Annotated in this window: 8 protein-coding genes, 1 tRNA gene and 1 riboswitch; of the genes, 7 read left to right on the forward strand and 2 right to left on the reverse strand. The window is 73.9% G+C overall.

The window, feature by feature from the left end; genetic code table 11:
- Window positions 1–103 precede the first annotated feature (103 nt).
- From ACRAS8_RS19200 to ACRAS8_RS19220, 5 genes are all read left to right on the forward strand, one after another.
- Complete coding sequence (locus ACRAS8_RS19200; RefSeq protein WP_438487263.1) at window positions 104–2,410, forward strand: DEAD/DEAH box helicase; 2,307 nt, start codon at window positions 104–106, stop codon at window positions 2,408–2,410.
- Window positions 2,411–2,740: 330 nt separating this feature from the next.
- Window positions 2,741–2,816: transfer RNA gene (locus tag ACRAS8_RS19205), tRNA-Lys, on the forward strand.
- 327 nt (window positions 2,817–3,143) lie between these two features.
- Window positions 3,144–4,700, forward strand: coding sequence for an MFS transporter (locus ACRAS8_RS19210; protein WP_438487264.1), 1,557 nt, complete (start codon window positions 3,144–3,146; stop codon window positions 4,698–4,700).
- Window positions 4,701–4,917: 217 nt separating this feature from the next.
- Window positions 4,918–5,832, forward strand: coding sequence for a LysR family transcriptional regulator (locus ACRAS8_RS19215; RefSeq protein ID WP_438487265.1), 915 nt, complete (start codon window positions 4,918–4,920; stop codon window positions 5,830–5,832).
- Between the two features lie 231 nt (window positions 5,833–6,063).
- Entirely contained in the window at window positions 6,064–7,188 is a 1,125-nt protein-coding gene (locus ACRAS8_RS19220) for a PP2C family protein-serine/threonine phosphatase (RefSeq protein ID WP_438490533.1), read from the forward strand.
- 47 nt (window positions 7,189–7,235) lie between these two features.
- Here ACRAS8_RS19220 and ACRAS8_RS19225 read toward each other — a convergent pair whose 3' ends face one another.
- Entirely contained in the window at window positions 7,236–8,396 is a 1,161-nt protein-coding gene (locus ACRAS8_RS19225; protein WP_438487266.1) for a DUF2332 domain-containing protein, read from the reverse strand.
- 421 nt (window positions 8,397–8,817) lie between these two features.
- A riboswitch (cyclic di-AMP (ydaO/yuaA leader) is annotated at window positions 8,818–8,964 on the forward strand.
- A gap of 11 nt (window positions 8,965–8,975) precedes the next feature.
- Here ACRAS8_RS19225 and ACRAS8_RS19230 point away from each other — a divergent pair.
- Entirely contained in the window at window positions 8,976–10,298 is a 1,323-nt protein-coding gene (locus ACRAS8_RS19230; protein ID WP_438487267.1) for a M23 family metallopeptidase, read from the forward strand.
- 121 nt (window positions 10,299–10,419) lie between these two features.
- Window positions 10,420–11,385 carry an aldo/keto reductase gene (locus ACRAS8_RS19235; protein ID WP_438487268.1) on the forward strand — a complete coding sequence of 322 codons (966 nt, stop codon included), beginning with the start codon at window positions 10,420–10,422 and terminating at the stop codon, window positions 11,383–11,385.
- Between the two features lie 182 nt (window positions 11,386–11,567).
- Here ACRAS8_RS19235 and ACRAS8_RS19240 read toward each other — a convergent pair whose 3' ends face one another.
- Window positions 11,568–11,726, reverse strand: coding sequence for a hypothetical protein (locus tag ACRAS8_RS19240; protein WP_438487269.1), 159 nt, complete (start codon window positions 11,724–11,726; stop codon window positions 11,568–11,570).
- Between the last annotated feature and the right edge of the window lie 156 nt (window positions 11,727–11,882).

Below are 11,882 nucleotides of genomic sequence, written 5' to 3' on the forward strand. Positions count from 1 at the left end.
CGCGTTCTCTCCCTTACCGTGGCTGACCGCATAGAGGCGGTCTTGGTGAAATCACACGGAGTTGTGGGCGCGTGCCGAGACTCCGGAAGGTTTCGCATTTCGCATGTCCGTTTCCATTGATCAGTCCGTCCTGCCCGCGCACGACGAGCAGCCCGAGCAGCCGGCGTCCGAGACGGTCGAGGCCACCGCGCCCGAGACCGTCGAGCTCGTCGAGACCGTCGAGACCGTCGCGGCCGAGGACGACGCCGCCGGCGCCGCCGAGGACGGCGACACCGCCACCGTGACCTTCGCGGACCTCGGCCTGCCCGAGGGCGTCGTCCGCAAGCTCGCCCAGAACGGCGTCACCACCCCCTTCCCGATCCAGGCCGCGACCATCCCGGACGCGCTGGCCGGCAAGGACATCCTGGGCCGCGGCCGCACCGGCTCCGGCAAGACGCTCTCCTTCGGTCTGCCGACCCTGGCTCGTCTGGCCGAGGGCCGCACCGAGAAGAAGAAGCCGCGCGCGGTCATCCTCACCCCGACCCGCGAGCTCGCGATGCAGGTCGCGGACGCCCTCCAGCCCTACGGCGACGTGCTCGGCCTGAAGATGAAGGTCGTCTGCGGCGGCACGTCCATGGGCAACCAGATCTACGCCCTGGAGCGCGGCGTCGACATCCTCGTCGCCACCCCGGGCCGGCTGCGCGACATCATCAACCGCGGTGCCTGCTCCCTGGAGGACGTCCAGGTCGCCGTCCTCGACGAGGCCGACCAGATGTCCGACCTGGGCTTCCTGCCCGAGGTCACCGAGCTGCTGGACCAGGTGCCCGACGGCGGCCAGCGGATGCTGTTCTCGGCCACGATGGAGAACGAGATCTCCACGCTGGTCAAGCGCTACCTCACCAACCCGGTCAGCCACGAGGTCGACAGCGCCCAGGGCAACGTCACGACCATGACCCACCACGTCCTCGTCGTGAAGCCGAAGGACAAGGCGCCGGTCACCGCCGCGATCGCCGCCCGCAAGGGCCGCACCATCATCTTCGTCCGCACCCAGCTGGGCGCCGAGCGCGTCGCCGAGCAGCTGATCGAGGCGGGCGTGACGGCGGACGCGCTGCACGGCGGCATGACGCAGGGCGCCCGTACGCGGGTGCTCGCGGACTTCAAGGACGGTTACCTCAACGCGCTGGTCGCCACCGACGTCGCCGCCCGCGGCATCCACGTCGACGGCATCGACCTGGTCCTCAACGTCGACCCGGCCGGTGACCACAAGGACTACCTGCACCGCTCGGGCCGTACCGCCCGCGCCGGCCAGTCCGGCACCGTCGTCTCCCTCTCCCTCCCGCACCAGCGCCGGCAGATCTTCCGCCTGATGGAGGACGCGGGCGTGGACGCCTCGCGGCACATCGTCGGCGGCGCCGGCGCCTTCGACGAGGACCTGGCCCGGATCACGGGCGCGCGCTCGCTCACCGAGGTCCAGGCCGAGTCGGCGAACAACACCGCCAAGCAGGCGGAGCGCGAGGTCGGCGTCCTCACCAAGGAGCTGGAGCGGGTCCAGCGCCGCGCCGCGGAGCTGCGCGAGGAGGCCGACCGGCTGACCGCGCGGGCCGCCCGCGAGCGCGGCGAGGACCCGGCGGAGGCGCTGGCGGCGTCCGCCAAGGCCGCCGCGGAGACGGTGGCCGAGGCCGCGGCGGCCTCCGTGCCGGCACAGCCCGGCCCGGGCGACCGCCGGCCGTACGAGCGTCGCGACGACCGCCGTGACGACCGTGGTGGCCGTTCCTTCGACCGTCGTGACGAGCGGCGTGACGAGCGGGGCGGTTTCGGTCGGGATCGTGACCGGGATCGTCGGGATGACCGTGGTGGTCGTTCCTTCGAGCGTCGCGATGACCGTCGTGACGAGCGTCGTGACGAGCGCGGTGGTTTCGCTCGGGATCGTCGTGACGACCGTGGTGGCCGTTCCTTCGACCGTCGTGACGAGCGGCGTGACGAGCGGGGCGGTTTCGGTCGGGATCGTGACCGGGATCGTCGTGACGACCGTGGTGGCCGTTCCTTCGAGCGTCGCGATGACCGTCGTGACGAGCGTCGTGACGACCGCGGTGGTTTCGCTCGGGATCGTCGTGACGACCGTGGTGGCCGTTCCTTCGACCGTCGTGACGACCGGCGCGACGACCGCGGCGGCTTCCACCGGGACCGCGGTGAGCGCCCGGCCCGTTCGTTCGGCCGCGATGACCGCGGCGGCCGCCCCTCCGGTGGCTACCGTTCCGGCGGCGGCGACCGCCCGTTCAACCGTGACGACCGCCCCGGCGGCCGGCCGACCTCCGGCTACCGTTCCGGCGGCGACCGCCCGTACGGCCGGCGGGACGACCACCGCGGCTCCAACAGCGCGTCCGGCTTCGGCCGCCGCGAGGACAAGCCGCGCTGGAAGCGCAACGGCTGACCCGGCCCCTGCCGGCCGCCCGGCCCATGGCCGGTGCCGGTAGCCTTCACGGCTCTCCAGGGCCCGTACCGCACGGAAGTGCCGTACGGGCCCTGTGCGTTGAGACGTCGCGGGGGACGCGTGGCGGGGGTGGCGGCGTGCGTGTTGGCGCGTTGCGGGGCGCGTGCCGTACCGGGTGCGCGGTACTGCGGGGCGCCTTCCGGGAGTGCGGCATACGGCCCGTAGCTGCGGAATCGCGGGCGGCGGGGCGGGCCCGCGGCACGCCGGGGATCGGCCAGATCCACAATGCCTTCGGGCTCTGGCGCGTCCTCGGGCTATGCTGCTCGGTGCGGGCCATTAGCTCAATTGGCAGAGCAGTGGACTTTTAATCCATTGGTTCAGGGTTCGAGCCCCTGATGGCCCACCAGAGGGAGCACATGGTGCTCCGGTGAGGTGAGGAGCGGCGCTCCGACCGGTACGGCGGTCGGGGCGCCGTTTGTCGTGTGCGGGTGCCGGGGCGGCGCGGCGGGGCGGGCAGTACGCCGCCGGGGGGCGGTTCGCGGATTGATGTGGCGGGCGTATGAGTCGGACGGGGCGGCTATTTGTCCGGGCGGGATGCCCTGCCTAGCGTCGTCGGGGAAAGACGGAAGACGGAAAGACGGGGGAGTGGCGTGGGTATTGTCCGCCGGTCCGAGGGTGGGGAATTGTGGCGACCGAGTGCGTGAATTCTGCTGAGTGCGCGAGGGGCGGGGACGTGCGGGATGCGCGGCCCGCCGGCAAAAGGGGCGGGGCGGCCCGGAGATGGCGGGCATTCGCCGGGCTGAGCATCATCAGTTTCCTCGGATGTATCGATCTCACCATCGTCAATACCGCGGCGCCGGCCGTTCAGCGGGACATGGGGGCCACGGTCACCGAGCTCCAGCTGATCGTCAACATCTTCATCGTCGCGCTGTCGATGTTCACGGTGACGATGGGGCGGCTCGCGGACCACCACGGCCGGCGGCGGGTCCTGTACACGGGGACCGCGGTGTTCGGCGTCGCCTCACTGGCGGCCGGGTTCGCCGGGGACGTACGGGTGCTGATCCTCTGCCGTTTCGTCCAGGGGGCGGCCTGTGCCGTGCTCTACACCAGTACCGGCGCCCTGGTCTCCGACACCTTCCCGCCGGAGCAGCGCGGCCGGGCCATCGGGGCGCTCTACGGCGTCAACGGCCTCGGCCTGGCGATCGGGCCGATGCTGGGCGGGTTCGTGGTCGGCTGGCTGGACTGGCGGTGGGTGTTCTGGCTGAACGTGCCGCTGACCGCCGTCGGGCTGGCGGTGTGCGTTTCCGCGGTACGGGAATCGCGGGCGCGCGACGCGGAGGTGGGAAAGCCGGACTGGCCGGGGTTGACGCTGATCAGCCTCGCCCTGCCCGCAGTTGTTCTCGCTCTCACACTCGGCGATTCGTGGGGATGGGCGTCCGGCCGCATTCTCGGTCTGCTGGCCGTGGGAATCGCCGGTGTCGCGGCGTTCTGCGTCGTGGAGCGGAAAGTCGCGGCGCCGCTCATAGATTTCCGGCTGTTCGCGAACCGCACTTTCCTCGGTGCGCTCACCGCCGATTTCTCCCTGGCGTTCTTCTACTGCCTGGCGTTCTTTCTGATGCCCTTGTACCTGGTGTCCGTACGCCACTACGGGGGCGCCGCGAGCGGACTGATGCTGCTTCCGTGCACGGCGGTGATGGCGGTGCTGTCGCCCGTGGTGGGCCGGCTGGTGGACCGCTGCCCGCCGAGGCTGCTGCTCTGCGGGGGGTTCGTGGCGTTCGGGCTGTCGGCGGCGCTCCAGGCGCGGTTCGACCGGGACAGCGGGCTCGCGTCCGTGGTGGTCGCGTTCGCGCTGATGGGCATCGGCTGGGCCCTCGTCCTCGGGCCGGCCACCGTGGCCGCGCTGTCGGCCGTACCGGAGCGGCTGGCGGGGACGGCGGTCGGCTCGTCCTGGACCTTCCACAACCTGGGCGGGGCGATCGGGCTGGCGGTGGGGATGGCCGTCTACCGCTGGGCGGCGCGGGACGCGCTGGACGCCGCGCTCGCCGCGCACCATCTGCCGGGCGGGGCGTGGACGGCGCGGGCCGTCGCCGATCCCGCCGCGGGCGCCGGGCTGCTGCGGGCGCACACCGGGTGGGACGGGCGTGCCGTGGAGGCGCTCGCCGGCGACCTCTTCCTCCGGGGCAACCAGGCGGCGATGTGGCTGTTGTGCGGGGTGGCCGGGGCGGCGTTCCTGGTGATCGGGGCGGGGACGCGGGCGCGGCGGGGGACGGCCGCGGCACGGGGACGCTGAACGGCGGGCCCGCGGGGACGGTGACGGCAGGAGCACGGGGACGGTGGACGGCGACGGCGCGGGGCGGTGAACGACGGTGGTGCGGCGGCCGGTTGAGGCGCGGAGGTGGGGCGGGGCGGGCCGGGAAGGGGGCGTGGGCGCCCTGCGCGGTGCGTCGGACGGCCCGGGCCGCCCGGCCCCCGCCCGGCCCGTCACACGGCCGCCTAGGATTTCGATCATGGCGATACCGGGGATCGAGCTGCACCACCTCCGCTGCTATCTGGCCCTCGCCGAGGAGCGCCACTTCACCCGCGCCGCCGACCGCCTCGGCCTGTCGCAGCCGACGGTGAGCCGCACCATCCGCCGCCTGGAGGAGCTGCTCGGCCGGCGCCTCCTGGAGCGCACCACCCGCCAGGTCGCGCTCACCGCGGCCGGCGAGCGGCTGTACGGCGAACTCCGCGAGCTGCTGCCCCGTTTGGAGGCGGCGCTCCTCCCGGACCTGGACGCGCCCCTCTTCCGTATCGGCTTCGCCTGGGGATTTCCGGCCACCTGGCCGCAGGCCGCCATCGAACGGTTCGAGGCGGAGACCGGGGTCGGGGCGCGGGTTTACCGGCGGGACGCGGCCCTGGCCGGAGTGGACAGCGGCGACGTCGATGTCGCGATCCTGCGCGGGGACATCGCCGTGCCGGGCCTGGCCGCCGAGACGCTGCTGCACGAGCGGCGGATCGCGGCGGTGTCGGTGCGCTCCCCGCTCGCGGCGCGGGACGAGGTCGGCTGGCGGGAGCTGGCCCGTATGCCGTTGGTGCTGAACGAGACCGGCGGGACGACGGAGGCTTCGGAGTGGCCGCCCGGCGAGCGGCCGGAAATCGCCGTCCGCTGCGGGAACTTCGACGAGTGGCTGGAAGCGGTCGCCGGGAACCGGGGCGTCGGGGTCGTCCCGGAGTCGATCGGGCGGCAGCGGGTGCACCCGTTCGTCTCCTTCGTGCCGATCCCCGACGCGCCCCTGATGCCGCTGCAGATCGTCTTCCCGCGGCACAACGGGCACCCGCTGACCCGGCGCTTCCTCGCCCATGCGCACGCCACGGTCCGTCAGTGCGAGGGCGGAGGAGGGGGCGGGGCGGTGGCCGGGGGCGGGGTGGTCCGTAAGGGGTGAGGGGACGAGGCCCGTAGGGGGTGGGGTGGCCCCAGCCTGCTTCTACCCCGTTCGGCTCAGGAGGACTCGCCGGGTGGTGCGGTGTTGGCAAGCCTGGAAGCGGCACGACCCGTGGGAACGGCGTACGACGGCACGGCGGCGGCCGGCAGCGGAACGGCGGCGCGCGGCGGCCGCGGCGGTGCCGGGACCGCGCCGGGCGTCACCGGGCGGGCGGAGTGGAGGCCGGTGCGGATGCTTCGAGGCGGCGAGGCGGCGCGGCGGGCGCGCCGGGAGCGGACGACCCCGCCCGGCCGCCGGCTCGCGCGCCGGCTCCCCGTCGCCCTGGTCGTCATCGGCGTGCTCTTCGACGTCGCCACGCCGGCCCGGTACACCGCGGCCCCGTTCTTCTCGGCCGCCCCCTTGATCGCGGCCCCGCTGTACCCCCTGTGGGCCACCGCCGGCATCGCCCTGGCCGCCGTCGTCAGCGAACTCCTGCTCGCCGTCTTCCACGGTGTCGAGGACTACCAGCAGTCGGCGACCGAGGTCAGCACCGTCGTCGTGGTGGCCCTGCTCGCGCTCGCCATCAACCGGGTCGTCCGGGCCGGCGAGGCCCGGCTGGCCTCCGAGCGGGACGTCTCGGAGGCCGCCCAACGGGCCGTCCTGCCCGTGCCGCCCGCCCGTCTGGCCGGTCTCGCGATCGCCGCGCGCTACGTCGGTGCCCGGGCCGGCGCCCGTATCGGCGGCGATCTGTACGCCGTCCAGGACACCCCGCACGGCGTGCGGATGATCGTCGGCGACGTCCGGGGCAAGGGCCTGGAGGCGGTGGAGGCCGCGGTGGTCGTGGTCGGCGCCTTCCGGGAGGCGGCGGAGCAGGAGGCCACCCTGGAGGCGGTCGCGCACCGGCTGGAACGGGCCCTCCGACGGGAGGGCGCGCGCCGCGCCGGCCTCGATGAGCAGGAGGGCTTCGCCACGGCCGTACTGGCGGAGATCCCCGCCGGCGACCGGTCCCTGTTGCGCGTCCTCAACCGCGGCCACCCGCCCCCTCTGCTGCTCACCCCCGAAGGCGGCCTGCGGGAGCTGGTCCCGTCCACCGCCGCGCTGCCGCTCGGCCTGGGCGACCTGGGCGGCCGGCCGGACCGTTCGGACGAGACGTTCCTCCCGGCCGGGGCGCTGCTGCTCCTGTTCACCGACGGGGTGACCGAGGCCCGGGACCGGGCCGGCCGGTTCTACGACCCGCGCGCCCGGTTGCGCGGCAGTCAGTTCAGCGGGCCCGACGACCTGCTGGACGTGGTGGTCGAGGACGTCGCCCGGCACACCCGCGGGGGCCCCGCGGACGACATGGCCCTGGTGGCGGTCCAGCGCCCCCTGGGGGCATAGGGCACTGAGGGCGCCTCCTCCGGGCCGAGCTCGGCCGCCCCGTGCGCCTACGGCAGTGCGGGGCCGAGCCAGCGCACGTGCTGGCCGTGCGGGCCCGTCAGGGCGACCGGGCGCTCGTCCAGGGCGAGGGTCAGCAGCAGGCCGTCGTCCGGCCCCGTGGAGCGGTGCTCCGGCGCGCCGATCCACGGGAGCACGCTGTGGTGCTCCTGGGAGATCCAGTGGCCCCCGCCGTCCCGTTCGGCGAGCAGCGACCGCACGAGGCGGGCGAACTCCTCGCGCCGGGCGGGCGGAAGGTAGTTCAGCACCGAGCTGTGGAACACCACGAGGGTCGCCTCGGGCGGCGCCTGGGCGGCCAGCGCCGGCAGCTCGTCGATCAGGTCGCCGCGCACCAGGACCGGGCGCGGCGCGCCCCGCACCGCCTCGACGGCCGCCGAGAGCCGCGCCGTACGGGCCTCGTCGCCGGGCCAGACGAGGGCGCGCAGCCAGCGCAGGTCGTCCGGCTCGCCGACCGGGTCGAGCGGGTCCAGGTCGATGCCGCCGCGCCAGACGATCTCGGGCGGCGTGCCGGGCAGTGCCGCCGCGTCGCCGTCGCCGCCGGGCGGGGGGCCGCTGGTCCGGCAGGTGAAGGTGACCGGGCTGTCCGCGGCGCCGCCCGTGAGGACCGCGCCGCCTTCCCCGCCGTCGCTCCCGTAAGGGCCGTACTCCCCGGGCCGCCCCTCCTGGACGTACCGGTAGCGGTAGCGGTCCGGGTGCAGGCACAGCCCCGCCGAGGTGCCGACCTCCAGGAGGGCCAGCGGCTGCGGCAGACGGGCCAGCAGGGGCAGCAGCGTGGCGCAGCGGGCCGGTTCGTTGGTCTGGGTGGCGCGGCTCATGATCACCGCGCGGACCTCGTCCCAGTGCCGGATGGTCCACTCGCGCCAGCGCCCGTACGCCGACTCGCCGCGCGGTCCCGACTCCGCGTGCGGGCCGTCGAGATAGCGCACCGCGGCGAGCAGGAGGTTGGGCTGCTGCTTGTTGCCGGCCGGCAGCGAGGCCGCGAGCAGCTCGCACAGTTCGTCGTCCCGGCCGATCCGGGCGGCCAGCTCCTCGTGGGCGTCGGACCGGCCCCGCGCCTGCTGCCAGGAGAACTCCCGGTACCTGGCCGCCACTTCCTGCGGGTTGCTGACGGAGTTCCCGGCGTTTCCGGTGTTCGCGACGTTGACGACCATGAGGCGACGTTATCGCCCTCACGCTCCGTGATCGCGATGCGCCCCTCCGCATAACAACTGGCGCACAATCGTTGCGAGATCGTTTGGTCGAGCGGTGTCAACTCGCCCCGTTTACGGACGAGATGACAGCAAAAGTCCTCGCCCGGGCTCCTGTGAGGGGCTTTCGGAACGCCCGCGGATTCGTGGGAACGCTTGGATTTCCCTCGCCGTCTCTATTACTGTCCGATAACGGAGCGCGGTCGTCCCAGCCGTCGCCAGTGGCGGCACCGTGCGCCGACGCCGAATCCTGTACGCGCTGTTCCCGCACGTCCAGAACGCCCTCATGTCACCCGCCCGAGCCGACGGTTCGAACGGTTGCGACCCGTGCCTCGACCCGTGTCGACTCGCCCGGATCGGCCGGTTTCGCGGGCGCTGTCGGGTCCGCCTGGAAATGCCGGGAATTGAGTCGAGGGAACCGGGGAACCACCATCTTGGGGTGAATCGGGCGCCTCTCGCCAGGGGGTGCTTGTAGGAGACCTTCCTGCTCCGAACCCGTCAGCTAACCCGGTAGGCGAGAAGGAAGGAAAGGAGAGCGCCCCCGTGGCGTCCAACAGGCCCGCGCCTCATGGCCCGTCCACCCATGGCCTCGGCGGCCCCGCCGACTTCGGTGCCGCGGTCGGTCTCGGTGGCCCCGCCGGTCTCGGCGTCCCCACCGGTCCCGGCTCTCCCGTCGTGCCGGCCCAATTCCCCGTGGCCCACGGGGAATTGACGGACGGCATGCCGCCTCAGGAGCCGTTCCTCCATGACCAGTCCTCCCAGGCGGCCCGGACATCGCCGGTGCCCCAGGCACCCCAGGGGCCCCAGGGCGAGCCGGCGCAGGGCCGGCCGTCCGGTGACGAGCCGGCCCCCGGCCTCGCGGGCGACGGCGACGCGGACGACTGGCTCCCGGGCGACGAGGCGGACGACGGCGACGCCGGCCGCTCTCTCCGCGGCCGGCACCGGGTGGCCAGACCGCGCGGCGTCGGTCTCGCGCGCGGCGGCACGGCGCTCGGCGTCGGCGTGATCGCGGCGGTCGGCGCGAGCGGGGTGGCCGCGGCCGAGGGCCGGCCGCCGGTGCCGATATCGATGCCCGACCCCGGCGGGGCGGTCGACGACACCGCCGGGACGCTCCAGGACGCGCCCGCGACGCTCTCCGCCGCGGCCGCCGGCAGCACCGCGGCGCCCTCCCGGGCCGCTGCCGCCCCCGAGGCCGCCGGGGCCACCCGCCCCGCGGGCCCGGCCGAGGCGCTGCGCCACCGCATCCTCCAGCAGGCCGACACCCGGCAGGGCACCGGGGAGCAGGCCGCCGCCCCGCAGACGGCCCAGGACGCGCCCGGCCCTCAGCCGGAGGCCGCGGAGCCGACCGCGACCACGGAGGAGGCGGCGCAGCCGCAGGGCACGGCGGCCGCGGAGACCGAGCACCAGGCGGCGGCGCCGGAGGCCCGGCACCCGGTGGCGGAGGCCGAGCACCCCGCCCACCAGGCGAAGACGTCCGTCGCCGCCCCGGTCTCCTCGTACACCCTCGGCACCGGCTTCGGGCAGGCCGGTGACCGCTGGGCCGCGGAGCACACCGGGCAGGACTTCACCGCCCCAACGGGCACGCTGGTCAAGGCCGTTCACGACGGGACCATCACCCAGGCGGGCTGGGCCGGTGCCTACGGCTACCGCATCGTCCTCACCCTCGACGACGGCACGGAGCTGTGGTTCTGCCACCTGTCCTCGATGGTCAGAACGGCGGGCCGGGTCCACACGGGCGACGTGATCGGCCGCGTCGGCGCCACCGGGAACGCCACCGTCCCGCACCTCCATCTGGAGGTCCGTCCGGACGCCGGCGCCCCGGCGGACCCGCTGCCCTGGCTGCGCGACCGCGGGGCCGCCGTCTGACGGACCGGCCGGCTGCCCACCGCCCGGTGGGCAGCCGACGCACGCTCCGGGCCGGGCACGTGCGACGCGCCGGCGGCTCCGCGCGGGGAACACCCTCCGGCGTCCCGGTGTTCCACGGATCATGAACGTGACACACGCCCAGAGCTCCACGCCCGCCCCGAAGTCGCTCGGTTCGCTGTCCGTCTCCACGCTCTGCCTCGGCGGCAACGTCTTCGGCTGGACGGCCGACGAGGCCGAGTCCTTCGCCGTGCTCGACGCCTACGTCGCCGGCGGCGGCAACTTCATCGACACCGCCGACGTGTACTCGGCGTGGGCCCCCGGCAACAAGGGCGGTGAGTCCGAGACCGTCCTCGGCAACTGGCTCGCCTCCCGCGGCAACCGCGACGACGTCGTCATCGCCACCAAGGTCGGCGCCCACCCCGACTACAAGGGCCTGTCCGCCGCCACCATCAAGGCCGCCGTCGACCTCTCCCTGAGCCGCCTCCGCACGGACCACATCGACCTCTACTACACCCACTACGACGACGAGTCCGTCGAGGTCGGCGAGTTCCTCACCGCCCTCGACGACCTCGTCAGGGCGGGCAAGGTCCGGGAGATCGCCGCCTCCAACATCTCCGCCCGGCGCCTCCAGGAGTCGCTGGACTTCTCCGACCGCGAGGGCGTGGCCCGCTACGTCGCCCTCCAGCCCGAGTACAACCTCGTCGCCCGCGACCGCTACGAGGGCGAACTCGCCGACGTCGCCGCCCGCAACGGCATCGCCGCGGTCCCGTACTACGCGCTCGCCTCCGGCTTCCTGACCGGCAAGTACCGCCCGGGCGCCGGCGTCGACAGCGCCCGTTCGGAGAAGGCCGCCGCCTATCTGGCGACCGACCGCGGCCCTCGCGTCCTGGAGGCCCTCGACACCGTCGCCGCGGCCCACGACGCCGAGCCGACCACCGTCGCCCTCGCCTGGCTCGCCGCGCAGCCCACCGTGGCGTCCCCCATCGCCAGCGCCCGCACGGTCTCCCAACTCCCGGCCCTCCTGGCCGTGCAGGACCTCATCCTCACCGACGCCGAGCTCACCCTCCTCACGGAGGCATCGGCCTGACGGCTGGCGCACGTACGAGGCGGGGCGAGACGTAGCGCATTCGTCCCGCCCCGCCCTTTCGCCCAACTCCGCGCGCCTGCATCTTCCGCTTCGGGCCGTACCCCGCACCCCTGACCGGTGGACCCGCCGGCATACCCAGCTGCACCGGTGCCTGTAGGTACGAGGAAGCAAGTCGGCCCTGGTCACTCCTCCTTGACGCGCTGTTCGTATTCGTGAACCGCGATGAGGTTCGGCTTGTCCCCGTCCATCTCGATCGCCACTCCCTCAGGCGTCTGGATCACGCGGGCCGATCCCTTGGCGTTCGCTCCGTACTCGAGGAGTACTTCCCGCTCGCTGGGCATTTCGCCCCCCTTTTCCGTTTTGTCTAGTTTCATCTTTGAGTATTCAGGCGCCTATCCGGAATGGCGCCTGGAGTGGAGATACGGAGTGCCGCGGGGTGCAGCTGCGTGACCCGGGATATCCGTCGAAATCACGCCGGAGCCGCGCCCGATAGTCCT

This window comes from Streptomyces sp. S186, assembly GCF_051603415.1.
Lineage (GTDB): Bacteria > Actinomycetota > Actinomycetes > Streptomycetales > Streptomycetaceae > Streptomyces.

Coding starts and splice junctions, on each gene's coding strand:
- ACRAS8_RS19200 (WP_438487263.1), top strand. CDS start 104: ATGTCCGTTTCCATTGATCAGTCCGTCCTGCCCGCGCACGACGAGCAG.
- ACRAS8_RS19235 (WP_438487268.1), top strand. CDS start 10,420: ATGAACGTGACACACGCCCAGAGCTCCACGCCCGCCCCGAAGTCGCTC.
- ACRAS8_RS19215 (WP_438487265.1), top strand. CDS start 4,918: ATGGCGATACCGGGGATCGAGCTGCACCACCTCCGCTGCTATCTGGCC.
- ACRAS8_RS19240 (WP_438487269.1), bottom strand. CDS start 11,726: ATGCCCAGCGAGCGGGAAGTACTCCTCGAGTACGGAGCGAACGCCAAG.
- ACRAS8_RS19220 (WP_438490533.1), top strand. CDS start 6,064: ATGCTTCGAGGCGGCGAGGCGGCGCGGCGGGCGCGCCGGGAGCGGACG.
- ACRAS8_RS19225 (WP_438487266.1), bottom strand. CDS start 8,396: ATGGTCGTCAACGTCGCGAACACCGGAAACGCCGGGAACTCCGTCAGC.